18 protein-coding genes and 1 other RNA gene are annotated in these 22,209 nt (G+C 34.4%); 1 reads left to right on the forward strand and 18 read right to left on the reverse strand.

What is annotated here, in order from left to right; all coding sequences use genetic code 11:
* Positions 1 to 25: 25 nt before the first annotated feature.
* A complete protein-coding gene (gene cymR / locus KFV12_RS08620) occupies positions 26 to 445 on the reverse strand; it encodes a cysteine metabolism transcriptional regulator CymR (RefSeq protein WP_099580130.1) in 420 nt (139 codons plus the stop codon).
* A gap of 108 nt (positions 446 to 553) precedes the next feature.
* On the opposite strand from cymR, the gene KFV12_RS08625 reads away from it, so the two are divergent.
* Positions 554 to 1,801 (forward strand): replication-associated recombination protein A, encoded by a 1,248-nt coding sequence (locus tag KFV12_RS08625; protein WP_254257649.1) that lies wholly within the window; start codon positions 554 to 556, stop codon positions 1,799 to 1,801.
* Positions 1,802 to 1,825: 24 nt separating this feature from the next.
* On the opposite strand, the gene KFV12_RS08630 is transcribed toward KFV12_RS08625, so the two are convergent.
* The 17 genes from KFV12_RS08630 to queA all read right to left on the reverse strand — a co-directional run bounded on the left by KFV12_RS08630 (position 1,826) and on the right by queA (position 22,209).
* Positions 1,826 to 2,815 carry a DUF2705 family protein gene (locus KFV12_RS08630; protein ID WP_254256572.1) on the reverse strand — a complete coding sequence of 330 codons (990 nt, stop codon included), beginning with the start codon at positions 2,813 to 2,815 and terminating at the stop codon, positions 1,826 to 1,828.
* Positions 2,808 to 3,737: an ABC transporter ATP-binding protein gene (locus tag KFV12_RS08635; RefSeq protein WP_254256573.1), complete on the reverse strand. Its 930-nt coding sequence runs from the start codon at positions 3,735 to 3,737 to the stop codon at positions 2,808 to 2,810. Before KFV12_RS08635 ends, KFV12_RS08630 begins: the two co-directional genes overlap by 8 nt.
* Before the next feature lie 156 nt (positions 3,738 to 3,893).
* Positions 3,894 to 4,658 (reverse strand): tRNA threonylcarbamoyladenosine dehydratase, encoded by a 765-nt coding sequence (locus KFV12_RS08640; protein WP_111715279.1) that lies wholly within the window; start codon positions 4,656 to 4,658, stop codon positions 3,894 to 3,896.
* Positions 4,659 to 4,759: 101 nt separating this feature from the next.
* Positions 4,760 to 4,949, reverse strand: a non-coding RNA gene (gene ssrS / locus KFV12_RS08645) — 6S RNA.
* A 41-nt stretch (positions 4,950 to 4,990) separates the two neighbouring features.
* Complete coding sequence (aspS, locus tag KFV12_RS08650) at positions 4,991 to 6,796, reverse strand: aspartate--tRNA ligase (RefSeq protein ID WP_111715280.1); 1,806 nt, start codon at positions 6,794 to 6,796, stop codon at positions 4,991 to 4,993.
* A gap of 1 nt (position 6,797) precedes the next feature.
* Entirely contained in the window at positions 6,798 to 8,060 is a 1,263-nt protein-coding gene (gene hisS, locus KFV12_RS08655) for a histidine--tRNA ligase (protein ID WP_254256574.1), read from the reverse strand.
* 302 nt (positions 8,061 to 8,362) lie between these two features.
* Entirely contained in the window at positions 8,363 to 9,223 is an 861-nt protein-coding gene (locus KFV12_RS08660) for an N-acetylmuramoyl-L-alanine amidase (RefSeq protein WP_254256575.1), read from the reverse strand.
* The gene (gene dtd / locus KFV12_RS08665; RefSeq protein ID WP_254256576.1) at positions 9,220 to 9,672 is read right to left on the reverse strand and encodes a D-aminoacyl-tRNA deacylase; all 453 of its coding nucleotides are present in this window, start codon (positions 9,670 to 9,672) and stop codon (positions 9,220 to 9,222) included. Before dtd ends, KFV12_RS08660 begins: the two co-directional genes overlap by 4 nt.
* A gap of 10 nt (positions 9,673 to 9,682) precedes the next feature.
* Positions 9,683 to 11,872 (reverse strand): RelA/SpoT family protein, encoded by a 2,190-nt coding sequence (locus KFV12_RS08670; protein WP_111715286.1) that lies wholly within the window; start codon positions 11,870 to 11,872, stop codon positions 9,683 to 9,685.
* 116 nt (positions 11,873 to 11,988) lie between these two features.
* On the reverse strand, positions 11,989 to 12,510 hold the full coding sequence (locus KFV12_RS08675; protein ID WP_111715288.1) for an adenine phosphoribosyltransferase: 522 nt from the start codon (positions 12,508 to 12,510) through the stop codon (positions 11,989 to 11,991).
* A 40-nt stretch (positions 12,511 to 12,550) separates the two neighbouring features.
* On the reverse strand, positions 12,551 to 14,806 hold the full coding sequence (recJ, locus tag KFV12_RS08680; RefSeq protein WP_436970163.1) for a single-stranded-DNA-specific exonuclease RecJ: 2,256 nt from the start codon (positions 14,804 to 14,806) through the stop codon (positions 12,551 to 12,553).
* Between the two features lie 60 nt (positions 14,807 to 14,866).
* Positions 14,867 to 15,979: an amidohydrolase gene (locus KFV12_RS08685; protein WP_111715291.1), complete on the reverse strand. Its 1,113-nt coding sequence runs from the start codon at positions 15,977 to 15,979 to the stop codon at positions 14,867 to 14,869.
* A gap of 82 nt (positions 15,980 to 16,061) precedes the next feature.
* Entirely contained in the window at positions 16,062 to 17,165 is a 1,104-nt protein-coding gene (locus KFV12_RS08690) for a mandelate racemase/muconate lactonizing enzyme family protein (RefSeq protein WP_111715293.1), read from the reverse strand.
* Positions 17,166 to 17,278: 113 nt separating this feature from the next.
* Positions 17,279 to 19,570 (reverse strand): protein translocase subunit SecDF, encoded by a 2,292-nt coding sequence (secDF, locus tag KFV12_RS08695; protein WP_254256578.1) that lies wholly within the window; start codon positions 19,568 to 19,570, stop codon positions 17,279 to 17,281.
* Between the two features lie 180 nt (positions 19,571 to 19,750).
* The gene (yajC, locus tag KFV12_RS08700; RefSeq protein ID WP_372486727.1) at positions 19,751 to 20,023 is read right to left on the reverse strand and encodes a preprotein translocase subunit YajC; all 273 of its coding nucleotides are present in this window, start codon (positions 20,021 to 20,023) and stop codon (positions 19,751 to 19,753) included.
* Between the two features lie 10 nt (positions 20,024 to 20,033).
* Entirely contained in the window at positions 20,034 to 21,173 is a 1,140-nt protein-coding gene (tgt, locus tag KFV12_RS08705) for a tRNA guanosine(34) transglycosylase Tgt (protein WP_096076267.1), read from the reverse strand.
* Positions 21,174 to 21,186: 13 nt separating this feature from the next.
* Entirely contained in the window at positions 21,187 to 22,209 is a 1,023-nt protein-coding gene (gene queA, locus KFV12_RS08710) for a tRNA preQ1(34) S-adenosylmethionine ribosyltransferase-isomerase QueA (protein WP_254256579.1), read from the reverse strand.

Below are 22,209 nucleotides of genomic sequence, written 5' to 3' on the forward strand. Positions count from 1 at the left end.
GCGATAACTATTTTTTTGATTATCCCTATATGTAGAACATGTAACCTTCGATAATATCCTCTTCTTTATAGTTCATTAAATCTTCCAAAGTCGTTTCATCCAGCACTTTTTTTACAGCATCGCGAATATCAATCCACAATTGCTTTTGAGCTGGTGGTTCATCTTCAATGCCTTCTACTGGTGTAATTGGGCCTTCAAGTAATCGGATAATATCTGCTGCTGTCACTTCTTTAGGGGCTTTCATTAACATGTAACCACCTTTTGCACCTCTTACGCTTTTAATGAGACCAGCATTTCTTAACGGTCCTACAAGTTGTTCTAAATACAGATCACTGAGATTATTTTCTTCTGCGATAATTTTTAATGATACAGGTTTCGTCTGATATCGTTTAGCAAGGGATATCATCAAAGTTAAACCGTATCTACCTTTAGTTGAAATCTTCATAATTATTACGCCCCTTTTCAATAAATCAATTTTATCACATTTTGACTTAAAATAAGGTACACTTTTATTAAAGGAGTGAATAATATATTGGAACCTTTAGCATATAGAATGCGTCCTTCTTCTATTGATGAAGTCATTGGACAGCAGCATCTTGTTGGTGAACAAGGAATTATTCGTAGAATGGTCAATGCTAAAAGACTTTCTTCAATGATTCTTTACGGACCTCCTGGTGTCGGTAAAACAAGTATTGCCAAAGCAATTGCAGGCAGTACGGAAGTGAAATTCAGACAATTAAACGCAGTAACCAATACAAAAAAAGATATGCAAATGATTGCAGAAGAAGCTAAAATGAGTGGACAAGTTATCCTCCTTTTAGATGAAATTCATCGACTAGATAAAGGGAAACAGGATTTTCTATTGCCTCATCTTGAAAATGGTCAAATTATATTAATCGGTGCAACAACGAGTAATCCATATCATGCAATCAATCCTGCGATCAGATCAAGAACACAAATATTTGAGCTTTATCCTTTAACAGAAGCCGACATTAAAACAGCACTACTTCGTGCGATAAACGATAAGGAAAAAGGTTATGGTAATGATGATATCGAAATTGATGAAGCAGCAATCAATCATTTCGTGCAAAGTGCTCAAGGGGATATTAGAACGAGCTTAAATGCATTAGAGCTGGCAATCCTTTCAGCTGAAACTAAAAATCCAATAAAAATCACATTAAAAGATGCGAAGGATTGTTTACAGAAATCCAGCTTTCAATTCGATAAAGACGGTGATATGCACTATGACTTGATGAGTGCGTTCCAAAAATCTATTCGTGGTAGTGATGTAGATGCAGCACTGCATTATCTTGCGCGCCTCATCGAAGGTGGCGATTTACCGACAATAGCCAGACGCTTACTGGTCATCAGTTACGAAGATATCGGACTCGCATCTCCTTCAGCAGGCTCAAGAACGCTTGCTGCGATTGAATCTGCTGAACGACTTGGATTTCCCGAAGCACGCATACCACTTGCGCAAGCTGTCATCGAACTTTGCTTATCACCGAAATCAAACTCTGGCATCTCCGCAATTGACGCTGCTTTATCTGATGTACGAAGCGGCAAAATTGGTGCCATCCCAAAACACTTAAAAGATGCACACTATCAAGGTGCGAAAGATTTAGGGAATGGTGTGGGCTATCAATATCCTCATAGCGTACCATCAGGGTTTATCGCTCAACAATATTTACCGGATACACTAAAGAAAAAGCAATACTATGTACCAAAGAGCACTAGTAAAGCAGAACAACAATTCAAACAAATTTACGATAATATTAAACAACAACAAAACAAGCATTGAGTTAAATCACTCAATGCTTGTTTATTAGTTTGCTACATCTCTTTTATTAAAGATCCATGCTGCGACTACTGTAATAATCAATAATATTACAATGTCATACGTTAAACTAAAACCAAATGATAAATCTTTATCAACAAGTTTCGAAGGATTTGTCGGTAAATATTGTGATAAGTTCCAATTGACCGGCCAGAAATATTCTAATAACTTCGTTTTACCTTGTAAGAACAAAATGAGTAAATCTCCGAAAAATAAGAATGCAAAACTTACACCTAAGCTTAGTGCTGTATTTTTAAAGATAACTGATAGCGCATATGCTAAAATCGCAAACGTAATAATAAATATAAAATTTGCAAATAATTGCTGACCAAGTACTTCAAATACATTTATCATTTTCAATCCTTTGTTACTTTGAACCACAAGTTGAGCAGTTGGATTCATTTTTGTCGTAAAGAAAAAGATAATAGCCGACATTAAATAAGTAAAGCCTAAAAATAAAATTGACGCTAAAATTGCAAAAATATATTTAGAGAAAAAGATTTTTAATCTTGATGCAGGTCGAATAAGTAATAATTTAATTGTTCCTTGCTGGTGTTCACGTGACATTAGCCCACTACAAATAATAACAATCATAATTGTTACAAATGATATAAAGCTACCCGTATCTAATAAGTTTTGATAAAAATTATTGATAGCTGGTGGTTTTACATCTTCTTTTAGATAGTACTGCAATTTCGACATACGTTCGCCAAGTGTCATTTCATCAGTAATATCTTTCATAGACTTTTTATCATTTTCTTTTTTCGAAATTTCTGCAAGACGTTTTTCATACTTTACGATATCCTGTTTAACTTCCATTTTCCAGTTATCTGTATACGTTTTATTATCGTATTTACCACTAAACTGCATGTTCAAAAATACACCAATCAACATAAAGACTAATATAATTCCTAACATGATATATGTGCCAAGGCGATTAAAATACTTATTAAATTCATTTATCACTAACTTAAACAATGCTACCGCCTCCTTCTTTTGTTAATGCCATGAAGCGATCTTCAAGTGAAAGTTTTTCTTTTTTAACACCATAAATATCGACATCAGCTTTTACAAGATCACGTACAAGTTGCGGTACATCTTTTGAGGCAATGTCAATTGCTAGCATGTTATTATTCAATTTAAATGGCACACCTTTTTCATTTAGGAACTTAACTGCCTGATCGATTGGATAGACATCAAAATCATGTTTTACGATATCACTCGCAGTAACAACTGTGTTAACATCTTCAATACGAATCATCTGTCCATTCTTAATTATCCCAAATCTATCACACATGAGTTCCATCTCACTCATTAAATGACTTGATACGATAACTGACATATTTTCTTCTCGGGCAAGCTTTTTAATATAATCACGAATTTCACGTATACCCGCAGGATCTAAACCATTGGTTGGTTCATCCAAAATCAATATTTTTGGCTTATGTAGCAACGCTTGCGCAAGGCCCAGACGTTGTCGCATACCTAATGAATAACGTCCAACTTTTTCTTTAATCCGATTTTCAAGTCCTACTAACTTGACGACACGGTCAATATCTTCTTCTGAAATTCCAACCTGCATTCTTGCAAATTGCTTTAAATTTTCTAAACCTGATAAAAATGGATAAAATTCCGGGTTTTCAACGATTGCACCGATATCTTTCATGACTTCACTACGATTCTTTAATACCGAACGTCCTAAAACTTTAACATCTCCAGAAGTAGGTGTCGTAAGGCCAACAATCATTCGAATAGTAGTTGTTTTACCAGCACCATTCGGACCTAAAAAGCCAAATACTTCACCCTTTTTTACATCAAAGTTTAAATCTTTGATAATGTGCCTTTTGTTAATCGTCTTATTTAAATTGCTAACCTGTAAACTAAATTGATTTTCTTCCATTTTTACACCTCCGTTATATTTATCATACATGATAAATCCAGTCATTTACTTTTTAGCAACAACTTTTAAGGTAAATTTAAGGTTGTATCATACAAAAAGCTGAAGTGAAATCATCATTGATTTTACTTCAGCTTTTTAAGATTAACTATTAAACTATCATCTATCTTTTACACGTGTTACCGGAAAATCTTTTAATATATCATTGACAACCCAGCTGGCACAAATCAGCCCAACAACGCTTGGTACGAAAGCATTACTTGATGGCGGCATCTGCGCTTTTCTTACAGGGGCATCTGCATTTCCGACATAAGCTTTTACATCTTCACGAATAACGATTGGACTTTCATCACTAAATACGACTGGAACCCCTTTATGAATACGTTCTTTCTTTAATTTTGTACGGATAACTTTCGCCATTGGATCAGTATGTGTTTTTGAAATATCTACAATTTTAAAGCGTGTCGGGTCCGTTTTATTCGCAGCTCCCATACTTGAAATCATTTTAATATTACGTTTTAAACATTCTTTCATTAAATGAATTTTATACATAATCGTGTCACTTGCATCTACAACATAGTCAATATCATATTTAAATATTTCTTCATATGTTTCATCTGTATAGAACATATGTAGCGGTGTAACTTTGCATTCAGGATTAATGAGTTTAATACGCTCTTCCATTAATGTAACTTTTGACTGACCAACCGTCGTAGTTAATGCGTGAATCTGGCGGTTAACATTTGTAATGTCCACATCATCTTTATCAATCAGAATAATGTGTCCGATATTTGTTCTTGCAAGTGCTTCTGCAGCAAATGATCCAACTCCACCTACTCCTAATATCATAACTGTTTTGTTTTTAAGTGCTTCTAAACCTTCTTTACCATAAGCAAGTTCATTTCTTGAAAATTGATGTTTCATTTCATTTCTCCATTCCATATTGTCAATAAATATATCCTATCATATTAGTAAGCTTTAATCATTACAAAAAAAGACGAGAGACAAAAGTCTCTCGCCTTACGATAGTATCCAAGTGAGCCGTTGTTTTAAGTGTTGATCATTTTGGCCTGCTATAAACAGGTGGGTGTCCCGTTTCTAATTTTGCAAGTCCTCCATGTGAGGCGTGTGCGCTAAAAGAAAACCTATTAGACTCCCGATCAAAAAGTGTTAGGTCAAAATAGAATAAACAAACATCGAACTCTTCAGACACCTATCTTATGACTATATAATATCACATATTTATTTATTTGCAACTATTTCGAATCTTCTTTTTCCTCTTCTGTGTTAGCAGCTTCCTTAATGTTTAATGCAATGTGTAAATCATCTAACTGTGCTGTTGCTACTGCACTTGGAGCTTCTGTAAGAAGATCAGTTGCAGATGCTGTTTTAGGGAAAGCAATAACGTCACGTAAGTTAGAACGTCCTGCAAGTAACATCACCATTCTGTCTAATCCAAGAGCAATACCGCCATGTGGTGGTGCACCATACTTAAATGCATTCATTAAGAAACCAAATTGTTCTTCCGCTTCTTCCTTCGTAAAGCCAAGTGCTTCAAACATTTGTGCCTGAACTTCCTGATCGTGGATACGAATAGATCCTCCACCTAATTCATAACCATTTAATACAACATCATAAGCATTTGCTTCAGCAGCTTCAGGATTCGATTTCAATAATTCTAAATGTTCAGGTTTTGGAGCAGTAAATGGATGGTGTGCCGCAAAGTAACGATCTAACGCTTCGTCATATTCAAATAGTGGCCAATCTGTCACCCATAAGAAATTAAATTTATTCTCATCAATCAATCCTAAATCTTTACCTAATTTGTTACGTAAGTTTGCTAGACTCGCATTTACTACCGATGATTTATCAGCGACAAATAATACTAAATCTCCATTGTCAGCACCAGTAAGTTTAATTAATTCTGCTGTATTAGCTTCATCAAAGAATTTAGCAATTGGCCCGTTTAATCCATCTTCTACAACTTTTACCCAGGCAAGCCCTTTAGCACCGTAAATTTTTGCGAACTCTTGTAATGCATCAATATCTTTTCTTGAATATTTATCAGCAGCGCCTTTTACGACGATTGCTTTTACTGAACCACCGTTTTTCACTGCTTCACTAAATACTTTAAAGTCCATTTTAGAAGCTAAGTCATTTAATGTTTTTAATTTCATATCGAAACGTGTGTCAGGTTTATCAATACCGTAATCACGCATTGCTTCAGCATATGTCATACGCGGGAATGGTGTAGTAATTTCAATCCCTTTCACGTCTTTCATAATACGTGCCAGCATACCTTCGTTCATCGCCATCACATCTTCCTGATCTACGAAACTCATCTCGATATCAATTTGAGTAAATTCGGGTTGACGGTCCGCTCGTAAATCTTCATCACGGAAACATTTAACGATTTGATAGTATTTATCGAATCCACCGATCATCAATAACTGTTTAAAGATTTGCGGTGATTGTGGTAACGCAAAGAATTTACCTTCCTGCACACGTGAAGGTACTAGATAGTCACGTGCGCCTTCTGGTGTTGACTTTGTAAGTACTGGCGTTTCAACTTCATAAAATCCTGACTCATCTAAATAATTACGTACTGCTCTTGTAATTTGATGACGCATCTTAAAAGTATTCGCAAGTGGTTCACGACGTAAATCTAAGTAACGATATTTTAAACGGATATCTTCAGAAATATCAGTTTCTGCTTCGATTTGGAATGGTGGTGTCTCAGATTTATTGATAATGTTAACTTCAGCAACCTGAACTTCAATTTTTCCAGTTTTGATTTTTGGATTTACAACTGCTGCATCTCGCTCCGTTACTTTTCCTCTTATTTCAACAACGTACTCAGAACGAATTGTTTCTGCTATTGCTAATGCATCTTGAGAGAAATCTGGATTGAATACAACTTGCACGATACCTTCTCTATCACGTAAATCAATGAAAATTAATCCACCTAAATCTCGTCGTTTTTGTACCCACCCTTTTAATATTACTTCTTGTCCAATATATTCTTCTGTAACTAATCCACAGTATGTTGTTCTTTTCTCCATGTTATTTTTCTCCTTTTATAAATGATGCTAGTTTTTCAATCTCAATTTCGGTGCTTTCACCAGTTTCCATCGATTTCACATTTATTTTACCACTTTCAAGTTCATTAGAACCAAGCACAATCGTATTTTTGGCATGAATTCGATCTGCTTGTTTCATTTGTCCTTTCATTTTACGGTTTAAATAGTCGATATCAGCTTTAATACCGTTGTTACGTAAATCTGCTAAAATCTTAATTCCGGCATCCACTGTTTCAGGCATAGTAACGATATATAAGTCGATTGCTTCTTCAATTTCAAGCTCGATACCTTCTGCTTCGATTGCAAGTAACAGACGTTCAATACTGAGAGCAAATCCAATACCCGTCTCTTTCGGACCGTCTAGCATTTCTAATAATCCATTATAGCGGCCACCGCCACATAATGTTGTAATTGCACCAAATCCTTCAGCATCACTCATTACTTCAAATGCAGTATGGGTATAGTAGTCTAAGCCACGCACTAAATTTGCATCCTCTACATAAGGTATTTCTAAAATATCTAAATAACGTTTAACTTCGTTATAGTAATTTAAAGAATAATCATTTAAGAATTCCGTTATTTTTGGTGCATTTTTAACTGATGGTTGATCTCGGTCAACTTTACAATCAAGAATACGCATTGGATTTGTGTGTAATCGATTTTTACAATCATTACAGAAGTGCTCGATATGTGGTTCAAAATGCTTAACTAATGCTTCTTTATAGATGTTACGGCTTTCCAGATCACCAATTGAATTTAATACAATTTTAATATGTTGTAAGCCAAATGATTTATAGATCGAATACACCATATGGATGACTTCAGCATCCAAAACAGGATTTTCTGCTCCTATTGCTTCTACACCGAACTGAACAAATTGGCGATAACGTCCCTTTTGTTTACGTTCATAACGGAACATCGGACCATTATAATATAATTTAATTGGTTGATTCGCATCACCATTCATCTTGTTCTCAATATAACTTCTAACTACAGCTGCTGTACCTTCAGGACGCAGTGTGATACTTCTATCACCTTTATCTTTGAATGTATACATCTCTTTTTGTACGATGTCTGTTGTATCACCAACACCTCTCGCAAATAAATCTGTCGATTCAAATATTGGTGTACGAATTTCCTTATAATTAAATGATGCAGCAATTGCATGTAATCTATCTTCAATATATCGCCACTTCGGAGTTTCTGTCGGTAAAATATCCTGTGTTCCTCTTGGTATATTAATCATAAATTTTCCTCCTAAAAAAATAAGTCCCTTATGCATCATAAATAATGCATAAGGGACGTAAAATTTTCCGTGTTGCCACCCTAATTGGTACAAAGTACCCACTCTAGTACATTTAACGCATGTAAAACGGTGATACTTTCATATCACAACCTCATCTATTGTTACATCTTATAAGAATTTATCATCTAATTTCAGCAGCATAGATGTCTCTATTCAATAAATTTCCTATAAATGATAGACTAAAACGGTATTTGTTAAGTTTGAATAGGTTTATATTACTAAGTTAATCTGCTAAAGTCAAGTTAATATAAAAAGTAATTACGCAGACCATCAACAATACTTGTCGTAATAATTTGACGGTACACTTTATCATTCATCAATTTTTCATCGGTAGGATTACTGATATAGCCCAGTTCTAATAAAACTGCAGGTGTCTTCGTTTGACGTATCACCTGAAAGTTTTCCTGGCGAACACCACGATCAGATAACAGTGCTTTTTGTTTAATCGCCATATGCAATGTGTCGGCAAGCACCTTTTGATTATCATGATGATAATATACGGTTAAACCATGTGGACTAGATGCTTCTAAAGCATCTGCATGAATGCTGATAAATACATCTGCAGCACCTTTTCTATTTTTTAGCTTGATATATTCATCACTGTTTCTTGTCATCAAAACAGTAGCACCTTCTTCTTCTAACTTCTGTTTCAGCATTAAACTTGTCTTCAGAGTAATCACTTTCTCTATCGTACCGTCTTTACTTGAAGCACCTTGATCATTTCCACCATGACCAGGATCAATCATGATGACTTTATCTTTAAATGGATTAGTCCCAGCAATCTTATCTTTTTTTATATTAAGATTTGTGTGCCATCCTGCAATCCATCCCTTTTTCTCCCCATTTTCAACGTAATACCATTTTCCGGTATGTTTTATAATGTCAAAATGGTCACCCTTTTTAACATCAAAAATAATAGGATAAAACGCTTGTGGTCCAGTGCGAAGGGCGCCATCTTCAATCATCGACAATGTTGTCGGTTTATTATTCTGCTTCGTAAACAACCAAAATAATAAGACAATCAATAATATTGTGACAAAAGCTAAAATCAGTAGTCTTAAAACTCTTGAACGTTGGATTGGTCTTAAATCAATCTTCTTCATTGTATCTTCCCCTCAACGCTCTCAAAAATAATCGTTACAGGACCATCATTAATTAAAGATATCTCCATCATTTCTCCAAATACACCAGGAAAAACTTCAAGTTGATGTCCTTTTAATATTTCATTAAATTTTTCATACATCTCTTTCGCTATTTCAGGCGTCTTGGCATCTGTAAAACTTGGGCGATTACCTTTTTTGACATTTGCATATAAAGTAAATTGTGATATCGATAAAATCTTGCCACCAACGTCGTTAATTGATAAATTCATCTTTCCATGTTCATCTTCAAAAATACGGGTATTGGCAATTTTCTTTGCAACAGCATTTAAATCTTTTTCTGTCGTATTTTGTCCTATTCCAACCAACAAACAGTAACCTTGATCAATGGATTGAAAATAATCTCCTGCAGTGACAGAAGCTTGTTTTACTTTTTGTAATACTACACGCATGTTTGACACCTCAATTTAATATCCTAGTTACTGTGTATATATCACTCAACTGCTTAATTTTTTCAACAACACGCATCAGTTCACTGACATTCTTCACCATAATACTTATATTTATCTTAGCATTTTTATCGATATCAGCTTTACCAGAAACTTGTGTTAAAGTTGTTTTCGTTGCATTTACGGCTTGTAATACTTCATTTAATAAGCCAAGTCGATCATATGCTGTGATTTCTAAGTCTACTTGATAAGTCTTGTTCTCTGAAGATTTTACCCACTCTACATCTATCAAACGTTCAGTTTCATTTACGACATTTGGACATTCGGTGCGATGGACTTTTACCCCATGACCTTTTGTAATATAACCAACGATGTCATCTCCTGGTACAGGGTTACAACATTTTGATAATTTAATCAGCATATTGTCCATGCCTTCAACATAAACACCAGTTTCTGTCTGAATATCACGTTTAACATTTAACGTTTTATTAACTTCCTGTACTTGATTTAACTTTTGTTCCTTTTCTTTGATACGGTGTCTTTCAGTTAATTTATTAACTACTGCTGATGCTGTTAATCCACCAAATCCAACGGCAGCATATACATCATCAATTGATGTGAAATTGTATTTTTCAATCACTACAGCTATATTTTCATCAATCATCACATCATCTATATTGATACGCTGCTCTTTTAACTCTGCTTCAATCATGAACTTTCCTTTTTCTACATTGCTCGAACGGTCCTGTTTCTTAAAGAAACTTTTTATCTTACTTTTAGCACTAGCTGATTTACAGATTTTCAACCAGTCGCGACTTGGACCATAAGAATGTTTTGAAGTTCTAATCTCAATGATGTCACCCGTTTTAAGCTCATAATCAATCGGAACGATTTTACCGTTTACTTTCGCACCGATCATTTTATTTCCGACTTCACTATGTACTGCATATGCGAAATCAATCGGAACAGCGCCAATAGGCAATTCTACAACATCACTTTCCGGCGTAAATACGTATACTTTATCCGACTGTAGATCATACTTAAGTGATTCCATAAATGCTTCAGCATCCGGTGATGTAGAATCTGTTTCTTCAATTTCTTTCATCCAGCTCATCTTGCTTAAATTTTTCGCTTCATCTGGATTAACTAATGTTTTACCTTCTTTATATGCCCAGTGTGCAGCTACCCCATGTTCTGCTATTTCATGCATTTCATGTGTTCTTATCTGTATTTCTAATGGATCACCATTTGGCCCGACAACTGTAGTATGAAGGGATTGATACATATTTGGTTTTGGCATCGCAATATAATCTTTGAATCTTCCCGGCATCGGTTTCCACAATGTATGAACTAATCCTAATACTGCATAACAATCTTTAATTGAGTCAACTAATACACGAATCGCTAATAAATCAAAAATCTGATCGAATTGTTTCTTTTGTTTAACCATCTTACGATAGATACTATAAATATGTTTAGGACGGCCAGTGATTTCCCCCTGGATGCCCGTAATTCCCATCTCTTTGCGAATATTTTCAATGGCATTTTCTATGTATGCTTCTCGCTCACTGCGTTTCTTCTTCATTAAATGGACGATTCTAAAATATTGTATACTGTCAATATATCTTAGGGAAATATCTTCTAATTCCCATTTAATCGTATTGATCCCAAGACGATGTGCAAGTGGTGCATAAATTTCTAATGTTTCCTTTGCAATGCGTACTTGTTTTTCGTGAGGCATTGCTTTTAATGTACGCATATTATGTAATCTATCAGCGAGTTTAACTAAGATAACACGCACATCTTTTGCGATAGCAATAAACAATTTACGATGGTTTTCTGCCTGCTGTTCTGCTTTTGAACGATATTTCACTTTTTCTAGCTTTGTAACGCCATCTACGATATATGCAACTTCTTCGTTAAACATTGCCTTTAAATCCTCATACGTATATGGTGTATCTTCCACAACATCGTGTAAGAATCCAGCAACAATTGTCGGCCCATCTAATTTCATCTCAGCTAATATACCAGCTACCTGAATAGGATGCATTATGTATGGTAAACCATTTTTTCTAAATTGACCTGTATGAGCTTTTTCGGCAAGTTGATAGCTTTTAACAACGAATTGATAGTCCTCTTCAGATAAGTAAGCTTTTGTCATCTCAAGAACATCATCTTTTGTATATGGATATTCATTGTTCATTCTATCACCACCTCTTTTTATAATGTATTAATAATACTATATTATGACTGATTTTTAAATGAAATATAAAAAAGACTGAGTCAATTTAGTGCTACTCAATCTTTTTCGGTAAATTATTATTCCTCTTCATACTCTACCAATGTTAAAACATCGTATCCTTCTAACTTCTGCATACCCTTTAAATATTTTAAATCTATAATAAAGGCAATACCCGCAACAATTCCACCTAATTGCTCAATTAATTTAATCGTTGCTTCTATCGTACCACCTGTTGCCAGTAAATCATCTGTTATTAAAACACGTTGACCCGGTTTAATCGCATCTTTGTGCATCGTTAACACATTACTTCCATATTCAAGTTCATATTCATAACGAATAACTTCCCTTGGCAATTTACCTTCTTTTCTAACAGGTGCAAAGCCAATGTTCATTGCATAAGCGACTGGACATCCAATAATGAATCCACGTGCCTCTGGTCCAACTACGATATCAATCTCTTTTTCACGTGCGAAATTAACGATTTGATCTGTAGCATAGGCATATGCTTCACCATTATCCATCAAAGTAGTTATATCTTTAAAGCTAATTCCTTCTTTTGGCCAGTCTTTCACTTCTGCAATATACTTTTTTAAATCCATCTTTGTGCCTCCACAATAAAATTCATTTATTTTTTTAAAATTATTCCATAATTTGTTGTTTTAAACTGTCAAATGTTGAGAACAGGAAAGTCTGTTCTAATTTCAAAGCAGTTAATCTTTTTTTATACGTTTCTGAAGACTGTATTTCAGCTTTTTTAATCGTTTCATTTAAATGATATGTTAATTCAGTTTGATAAATAAAGTTTAAATCTTTGTATACTTCTAACATAAATAGTAAAGTATCAGGTTTCACCTTCAGTAAATCAATAAGATAACCCCCATCTGTCTTTAAATCAATGATTGGCTTCATCTTAAAACATTTAAATAATAATTTGAATTTTTCGATACTTGGCATACCCTCAAAGTAAATTTGATTTTTCTTATGAAAAATTAAATAGATAGTATCTGCATCATTTGTATCAAAAGTTCTTTTGAAACTTTCAAAATCGTGTGGGATATCCCTAAATACTATTTTATCATGCCCAAATACAGATTCGCCATAATAATAGTAATTTTCGTTGATTTTTTGTTGACCTGGATGAATAACATAGGCAACTTGTTCATCCTTTAAAAATGCAAATTTTCTTGGATGTGCATTACGAAAATCAATCATTTTAATATTATCTGATTGCATAGCCTGCACAATCATTTGCGGTGAAACATTGCCATTCCATTCATTGAGTTGAAGTGAACCTGCTAAATTAACAACAGCTCCTGAAGGAAATTCATTAATTAAGTCTCCTTGTTTCCACATTAAACAATTCAAATCAGACATTGTTTTAAACTTTAAATGTGCCGCATTTTGCCCAATTTGTTTAATCTCACTGATTATCTGGTCATATAAACCTATTACCGGTGCTTTAAAATCTGTTCCAAATGGTCGTAGTAATTCAATATCACTAATATTTTTTACTGTAATATCATCCATATCAATAACAGTATCTATATTTAACTGGGAAGTTATCGGTTCACCGTCTAATACGCTTTCCAAATAATGATTGATACTACGTTCTAACTGTTCAATATGATCGATTGGTAGCGTCATACCAGCCGCCATATGATGACCACCAAACTTTGTAATCAATTCTCGTGCCTGGTCGAGACTTTCATACATGGATATCTGTTCAACACTACGTGCTGAACCCTTTGCGTAATCATTCACATAATCTATATTTAAAACGATGGCCGGCAGATTATATTTTTCAACGATTCGACTCGCAACTATACCAAGGACACCCTCATTCCAATTTTCTTTAGCAAGCACTAAAAAACGATTACCGTTACTGATTTTCTCTTCTGCTTCAATCATCGCTTCCTGTGTAATTGTCTCTACAATCGCTTTACGTTCAACATTGAAACTTTCAACTTGTTCAGCCATCCATTCTGCTTCCACAGGGTCATCCAGCTGTAAAAGTTCTGCAGCAATTCTTGCGTCGTCCAGACGGCCAACAGCATTTAATCTCGGACCAATAATAAAACCTATTGTCTCTTCATCTATCATTCCTGAGAAACCTGCTTGTTTTAATAGCGCTGCTACGCCAACAGGTGGCGTCTGATTAAGTATTTTAAGGCCTCGCTTTACCATTGCTCTATTTTCTCCGGTCATTGAAACAAGATCGCTGATTGTTCCTATCGCAACAAACGGTAAAAATTGTTCATTTTGTTGTCCAAGAAGTGCATGACTGACTTTATATGCAACCCCCACACCTGCAAGATATCCAAAAGGATAAGTACCTTCGGGGTGCATCGGATGAATGATTGCAAAAGCATTCGGTAAAGTCTCACCAATTTCATGATGATCGGTAATGATGACATCTATTCCAAGTTCATTGGCAACATCAATTTCATGATGACCTTGAATGCCATTATCGACTGTAATAATTAATTTAACGCCTTCATCTGCTGCCTGACGAAATGCATCTTCATTCGGTCCATATCCTTCAGTAAATCGATTCGGAATATACCAGCCGACTATAGCGCCCATGGATTCTAAAGTTTTGACAAGTACTGTAGTGCTTGTCACACCATCTGCATCATAATCACCATAAACGAGAATCGGTTCACCATTTTCAATTGCTGTTTTTATTCTTACTATTGCATTGTCCATATCAAACATTAAAAACGGATCATGAATATTCCCTTCAGAAAAAACATCACTAAGCTGTTCGTCTGTAATAATATTTCGTGCATTTAATATTTTTTGATTGATACTAGAAATTTTATATTTTTTAATTAAGTCATCAGGAATTGTATTTTCTATCCTAGACACTTGCCATTTCATTTTCTTCATAACAATCCCCCTACACTCTAGAATTATACATGAAGGCATTCATTTTAGAAAATGAATGCCCCCAAATTAACTCACTTTTTTATCTAGTTTTTTAATCACATCAAAATAAATATTAATAGCAGTAAATATCGATTCTTTATCATATTTCATTTCAGGATGATGTAATCCGTGATTCATATTACATCCAATTCCGAGCATCGTCGTTTTTATTTCAGGTAATGTGTTAGAATACGTATGAAAATCTTCTGCACCAGGCGTTACAATCGTTTCAATATAATCATGCTGCTGTTCACGTAACACTTCTGTTAAGATATTTCTTGCTTCATCACTTACTTCAGCTGCTACTGTATTACTTGTATAATAATATTTTATTGTACAATCATACTGGCCTTTTATCATTTCACAAATGTTATCTATATTTTCTTGTAATGCAGCCATTTTATCATTGTATTGTGCTCTAACATCAAACACACAATTTACCGTGCCGGGAATCGTATTATGTGTGCCTCCAAGTGTTTCAATCGTCGTCATCTTCACAGAATAAGATCTGTCTTTTTCATTGTTCAGCGCTTTTATTTTTTGATTGAGTGTCATTGCAATATCAATGCTATTGATAGATTCCCATGGTCGACCCGCATGACCTTCCGTCGTTGTTATATCTACGTGAAGCGTTGCACTCGCTCCATGCTGAATACTGCTTGAGAATTCATTTCCTTTTAATTCATTTTTTGGTCTGACATGCATACCAAACATAAATTCAACATCATTTAAAATATCATGTTCTAAAACATATTTTGCACCACTTCCAGCTTCTTCAGCCGGCTGGAAGATAAACAATAAGTTATATTTAGGTTGATAATTCGTTAGTTTCAATTTAAACAACAGACCGATCAAAGTTGTCATATGCGCGTCATGACCACACGCATGGATGACTTTCAAACCATCTTCAAAATTATAAGGCAGTGCATCAATGTCACTTCTAAATGCTACTGTCTTATCAATTTCACCTGGTATTTTTATATATAATCCCGTCTTGTTAAATCGATGAACTTCGTATTCATCTCTAAATAACTTTTCTATATATTTTGTTGTTTTCTCTTCATCCCAACTTACTTCAGCTCTTAAATTCAGTTCACGATTAATGTCTAATATCCTATCATGAAAATCTGTGTTATTCATGTTAATCCCCTTTTTATTAAATTGTTTAAATTTATTTATATTATATATTATTATTTATCAATATTATTATTCATTAAATTATTCATACTTCAAATTTTTTTACAGTTAATGCTGCTAATGTTTCTTTATTGATAGTAATACCTAATCCAGGTGCATCACCTAAATCAACAAACGGTATATCATATTTTAAATCACCAATATCTTGACTGAATAATAATGGTCCTGTAAGTTCCGTTGATTTAACATTATTTAATGCCATTGCTGTATGATAACCTGCAGCACTACCAATAGAAGATTCCACCATTGATCCGATTTGACATTCAATGCCTAAACCTTCTGCAAATCGTATTAACTTCACTGCATTATGAATTCCGCCACACTTCATAAGTTTCACATTTAATAAATCAAAATGTGGTGTTTTGAGTCTTGCTAAATCATGGACATCTTTAATCATTTCGTCTGCCATCAGATTTACATTCATATTTTCATATAAATATTTCATGCCTTCAATATCATTATATTTTAATGGTTGTTCAATCCATTTTAATTTCGAATCTTCTATTGATTTCAAAGCTTGTACGATTGCCTTTGGATTTGACCATGCTTGATTGCAGTCTACACGAACGATTGCATCTGTTTCTTTTATATACTCTAATATCTGTTTCAGTTTTAGAATATCATCAAATATATTACCACCAAGCTTAACTTTTATAACCTTATACCCGGATTCGAGTAAAATATCGATATCTTTTTTTGTTGCTTCAATATGTTTCACACTTAATACTTTTGCGTAATCCAGTCTATCAACAGTTTTACCTCCAAGCAGCTGATAAATTGGTAAATTAGCGTGCTTACCTAAAATATCATACAATGCGATATCTATACTTGCCTTCAATGCGGGATTACCTAAAATCATTTCATCGAGCAATAAATGAATACTTTCAATATTTAATGGATTTTCTCCGATAAGCTTAGGCGCTATTATTTCCAGATTAGCATAGATGCCAGCTGCACTTTCCCCCGTAACATGCTCATCAGCAACGCCTTCACCATATCCTATAATACCTGTATCCGTATGTATTTCTACGATTACTGAGTGCATGCTATCGTAAGTAGCATAATTAATAATAAAAGGTTCTTTCAAAGGTAGTTGAATATAATGGCCAATAATTTTTGTGATTTTCATAATTCTCCTCCAAATGACTGTTATATTCATCATAATAAAATTTTAATGTAATTTGTGAAATTTATACAAAAAAAAAGAAAAATCATGTATAGACATGATCTTTCTTTTTTTATTTAAACATATATCTTTTCATCATTTGCTTTCTTTTCCTCATATACCGTCAAACGTCCGCCGTTTGCTTTAAGTTGACGTTTTTTCAAAATACCCCAAAGTGGAACAGCAATAAAGATTGAACTGAATACCCCAGAAATTAACCCGACAAGTAATGCAAGCGAGAAGTTAAAGATACTAGATGCTCCAAGTAACATCAGTGCAACAACTACGATAATTACAGTTAGAACAGTGTTGATTGATCGCGTTAATGTTTGTCGAATAGAACTATTAACAATCTCATCAATCTGTTCAGGATGTGTAATCACTTTCATTTTATGCAGGTTCTCACGTACACGGTCAAATGTAACGATTGTATCGTTGATTGAATAACCGATAATTGTCAGTATCGCTGCGATAAAGGTTACATCCACTTCGAATCTGAAGATACTGAAGAAAGCTATAATTAAAAATGCATCATGTAATAAAGAAAGTACTGATGTTAATCCCATTCTCCATTCAAATCGGAATGTTACATAGATGATGATACCGATAGATGAAATGATTACAGATTTAATCGCATTTTTTGCTAATTCTTTACCAATTTCACTTGAAACAGTATTTACGTTCGGTTCATGTCCGAATTTCTTATCAAAATCAGATTTTAAATCTCTAATTTGATTTTTAGTCAGCGGATCTTTAAATTGAATAACTGCTGTTTTATTTGTATCAGAATTGACAATAATATTATCAGTTTCTAAATCTAATGATTTCAATGATGTTTTCACATCATCAACTTTTATCACCTGATCGCTCTTCACATCCACACGAGATCCTGATTTAAAGTCGATGCCTAAATTTAATCCCATTATAGCAATGATAATACTTCCTATAATAATAGATGCTAATGATGCAGTAAGCAATGGTTTCGCAAGTTTTACAAAATCAATACGATCCCAGCGTGTCTTCAGATCATGTACATCGATGCCTTCTGATAGGTGATGACGCTGTTTACTGTTCACTCCGAAGAAACTAAATTTCTTATCAAAGAATCCTGAATTTACAGCAAGACTCAATAATAAACGTGTAAAGAATACTTGTGTAATAAAGATCATTAAGATACCTAGTAACAGCATTGTCGCAAAACCTTTAACACTACTTGTTCCTAAGAAGAATAATACTAAAGCAGCAAGTACTGTCGTTAAGTTGGCATCGAGTATCGTTAAAAATGATGAACTAGATCCTTTTTTAAATGCCTGTTTTACACTACGCCCAATCTTCAATTCATCTTTAATACGTTCATACATGATGATGTTGGCATCAACAGCCATACCTACACCTAACACTAACGCTGCAATACCCGGTAACGTTAGTACACCATGGATCATATTAAATGCTATCATCGTTAACCAAATATAAGCAGATAAAGAGATGACAGCTAATATACCTGGTAGACGGTAATAAAAAATCATAAATAAGAAAATTAATCCTACTCCGACTGCAGATGCTAACATTGTATCATGTAACGCATCTTGACCAAACTGAGCACCAACAGAAGTTGAATAAACTTCTGTAAGTTTAACTGGTAGTGAACCTGAGTTTAATAAGTCAGCAATTTGTTTTGCACGTATTAATCCTTCTTCACCCTGGAATCCACCTGAAATCTCAACATTTTGCGAATTGATTTCCTGTGATACGCCGGCAGCACTCACATATTTCGGTTCTTTTCCAGCCTGTTCACGCTTAGCTTCTTTTTTATAGCTATCTTTACCTTCTTCAAAGTCCATCCAGATAACCATTATATTTGGGTTCTGTTTTGAAATCTTACGTGTAACATCAGCAAATTTTTTCGCTGATTTTAATTTTAAGGTAACAACAGGTGCATTACTATTTTGATCAAATGCTTGTTTAGCACCACCTTGTACTAAATCTTTACCTGAAAGAAGTAATTTATCATTAGCGTCACGAATCGTAAGGTTCGCACTTGTAGATAAAATCTCTCGTGCTTCATTTTGATTTTTAACACCAGCAAGCTGAACACGAATTCTGTCATTATTTTCTATCTGAATTTTTGGTTCTGATACCCCTAAAACATTGACACGCGATTCAAGTGTCTTACTCGTCGCTTTAACGACTTCACTATCGATTTTGTCGTTTTTATCTAGTTTATCTACTTTATAAAGTACTTCAAAACCACCTTGTAAATCTAATCCCAGATTTACTTTCTCCATAATACCTTTTACTGTTACACCCATTGAGCTAAACAAAAGTATTGTTAATAACAGTAATGCTATTAATCTGCTACGTTTTTTCACAGTTCCACCTCAAAACTCAAATTTAAAAACACATTTTACCAATTTAATAAATAATAACATAATCTCAACTTAAAACGATATTAAAGATGTGTAAAATTTGATAAATAATTAAAAATATTTAATTTATTAAGATTTATCTATTTGAATATAAATTTTTATTAATTATTATACACAATACTTTTACTTAGCTTTTTTGATTGCCATCTTATCAAAAGTCATTTCTGTACCTTTGTTATTGACAATGATCGTTACAAAGTTTGCATCAACTGATTTCACAGTTCCTTGTAGCCCACCAATCGTTGCAACTTTGTCGCCTCTTTTTAAGTTTCTAAGCAGTTCCTGTTGTTCTTTCGTTCTTTTTTGCTGTGGTCTGATCATTAAAAAATATGCCACAAATAATAATACGATTAATGGCAATATTTGTACGATAATTGCCTGCATTTCTGGTGTCATAATAGTCCTCCTAGAAGTTTTTTGGATTTTCAACATTTAAACCGTATGCTTCAAAGAATTCTTCCTTGAAATCAAGTAGACGGTCATTACGAATTGCTTCTCTTACCTGTTCCATCATATTCAATAAGAAATGTAAATTATGGATTGTCGTTAAGCGAATTCCAAAAGTCTCATCAGCTTTAATTAAGTGACGAATATATGCTTTCGTATAATTTTTGCAAGTGTAACAATCACAATTTTCATCAAGTGGCGTATAATCACGTTCGTATTTCGCATTCTTTACGACAACACGTCCTTTGCTTGTCATACATGTGCCATTACGTGCAATACGTGTTGGTAAAACACAGTCAAACATATCAATACCACGAATTGCACCTTCAATGAGTGCATCAGGAGATCCAACGCCCATTAAATAACGTGGTTTATCAAATGGCATGAGTGGTGTCGTATGCTCTAACATTCTATACATGATTGGTTTAGGTTCTCCTACAGATAAACCACCTATCGCGTATCCCGGAAAATCTAATGAAACTAAATCTTTAGCAGATTGTGTACGTAAATCCTCATATTCTCCACCCTGAATAATACCGAATAATGCCTGATCATTTGGTCTTTGATGCGCTTCTAAACAGCGTTCAGCCCAACGACTAGTTCTTTCGATACTCGCTTTTACATACTCATACGTAGCAGGCATCGGCGGACATTCATCAAATGCCATCATTATATCTGATCCTAAATCATTTTGAATATGCATTGCTTTTTCAGGACTTAAGAATAATTTAGAACCATTTAAATGGTGTCTGAAATGTACACCTTCTTCTTCAATCTTACGCATATCGCTTAAACTAAATACTTGAAAGCCACCGCTATCTGTTAAGATAGGTCTATCCCAGTTCATAAATTTGTGTAATCCACCCGCTTCGCGAATGATATCACTCCCTGGTCGAAGCCATAAGTGGTATGTATTACTTAGAATAATTTTAGCGTTCATTGCTTTTAATTCTTCCGGACTCATCGTTTTTACTGTTGCTTGCGTTCCAACTGGCATAAACATCGGTGTTTCAAAAGAACCATGTGGTGTATGGACAATACCTAGTCGCGCTCCAGATTGTTTACAAGTTTTTATATGTTCATAAGTTACTGCTGGCATAAATGTTCTCCTTTTAATAAATAAACATTGCATCTCCGAAACTAAAGAAGCGATATTCTTCTTTAACAGCTTCATGATATGCATCTAATATAATTTCTCTTGTTGCTAAACTTGATACTAACATTACAAGTGTTGATTTAGGCAGATGGAAGTTTGTTACCATTGCATCTATCGCCTTAAATTTATAACCTGGATAGATGAAGATATCTGTCCATCCACTTTGTGCTTCAAAGTGACCATTTTCATCTGCAATTGTCTCTAGTGTTCGTGTTGAAGTAGTACCTACAGAGATAATGCGTTTGCCACTCGCTTTTGTACGATTTAACAATTGTGCAGTTTCTGTAGTCATCTCGTAGTATTCACTGTGCATATCATGATCTTCAATCGAATCAACACTTACTGGTCTGAACGTACCTAGACCGACATGCAATGTGATATAAGCAATGTTAACGCCTTTTTCTTCTATTTCTGCTAATAATTCTTTTGTAAAGTGAAGACCAGCCGTAGGTGCTGCAGCAGAGCCAACAGCTTTTGCATACACTGTTTGATAACGATCCTGATCATCAAGTGTTTCCTTTATATAAGGTGGTAGTGGCATTAAACCTAATTCATCTAGTCGTTCCTGTAAAATCCCTTCATACTTTAGCTGCATGATACGACCGCCCTGCTCAAGCATATCGACACATGTCGCTATAATCTTACCATCCCCAAAAGATACTTCCGTTCCGATTTGAACGCGCTTTGCGGGTTTAATCAAAACTTCCCAGCCATTATCATGTTCAGTAAGCATCAACATTTCTATTTTTGCACCTGTATCACTTTTAACACCAAAAAGACGTGCCGGCATAACTTTCGTATCATTAAGAACAAGCGTATCACCTTCATTTAAATAATCAATTATTGATTTAAAATGTGTTTGCGTGATCTCTCCAGTTACCTTGTTTAAAGCAAGTAATCGACTTGCTGTACGATCAAGCAAAGGCGTTTGTGCAATTAATCTTTCTGGTAATTCAAAATCAAATTCATTTACATCCAA

This window comes from Macrococcus epidermidis, from assembly GCF_024205965.1.
Lineage (GTDB): Bacteria > Bacillota > Bacilli > Staphylococcales > Staphylococcaceae > Macrococcoides > Macrococcoides epidermidis.

Excerpts from the sequence above, each read along its gene's own strand:
- cymR (WP_099580130.1), bottom strand. The coding sequence starts at position 445 with ATGAAGATTTCAACTAAAGGTAGATACGGTTTAACTTTGATGATATCC.
- KFV12_RS08625 (WP_254257649.1), top strand. The coding sequence starts at position 554 with ATGCGTCCTTCTTCTATTGATGAAGTCATTGGACAGCAGCATCTTGTT.
- KFV12_RS08635 (WP_254256573.1), bottom strand. The coding sequence starts at position 3,737 with ATGGAAGAAAATCAATTTAGTTTACAGGTTAGCAATTTAAATAAGACG.
- KFV12_RS08640 (WP_111715279.1), bottom strand. The coding sequence starts at position 4,658 with ATGAAACATCAATTTTCAAGAAATGAACTTGCTTATGGTAAAGAAGGT.
- aspS (WP_111715280.1), bottom strand. The coding sequence starts at position 6,796 with ATGGAGAAAAGAACAACATACTGTGGATTAGTTACAGAAGAATATATT.
- hisS (WP_254256574.1), bottom strand. The coding sequence starts at position 8,060 with ATGATTAATATACCAAGAGGAACACAGGATATTTTACCGACAGAAACT.
- KFV12_RS08660 (WP_254256575.1), bottom strand. The coding sequence starts at position 9,223 with ATGAAGAAGATTGATTTAAGACCAATCCAACGTTCAAGAGTTTTAAGA.
- dtd (WP_254256576.1), bottom strand. The coding sequence starts at position 9,672 with ATGCGTGTAGTATTACAAAAAGTAAAACAAGCTTCTGTCACTGCAGGA.
- KFV12_RS08670 (WP_111715286.1), bottom strand. The coding sequence starts at position 11,872 with ATGAACAATGAATATCCATATACAAAAGATGATGTTCTTGAGATGACA.
- KFV12_RS08675 (WP_111715288.1), bottom strand. The coding sequence starts at position 12,510 with ATGGATTTAAAAAAGTATATTGCAGAAGTGAAAGACTGGCCAAAAGAA.
- KFV12_RS08685 (WP_111715291.1), bottom strand. The coding sequence starts at position 15,979 with ATGAATAACACAGATTTTCATGATAGGATATTAGACATTAATCGTGAA.
- KFV12_RS08690 (WP_111715293.1), bottom strand. The coding sequence starts at position 17,165 with ATGAAAATCACAAAAATTATTGGCCATTATATTCAACTACCTTTGAAA.
- yajC (WP_372486727.1), bottom strand. The coding sequence starts at position 20,023 with ATGACACCAGAAATGCAGGCAATTATCGTACAAATATTGCCATTAATC.
- tgt (WP_096076267.1), bottom strand. The coding sequence starts at position 21,173 with ATGCCAGCAGTAACTTATGAACATATAAAAACTTGTAAACAATCTGGA.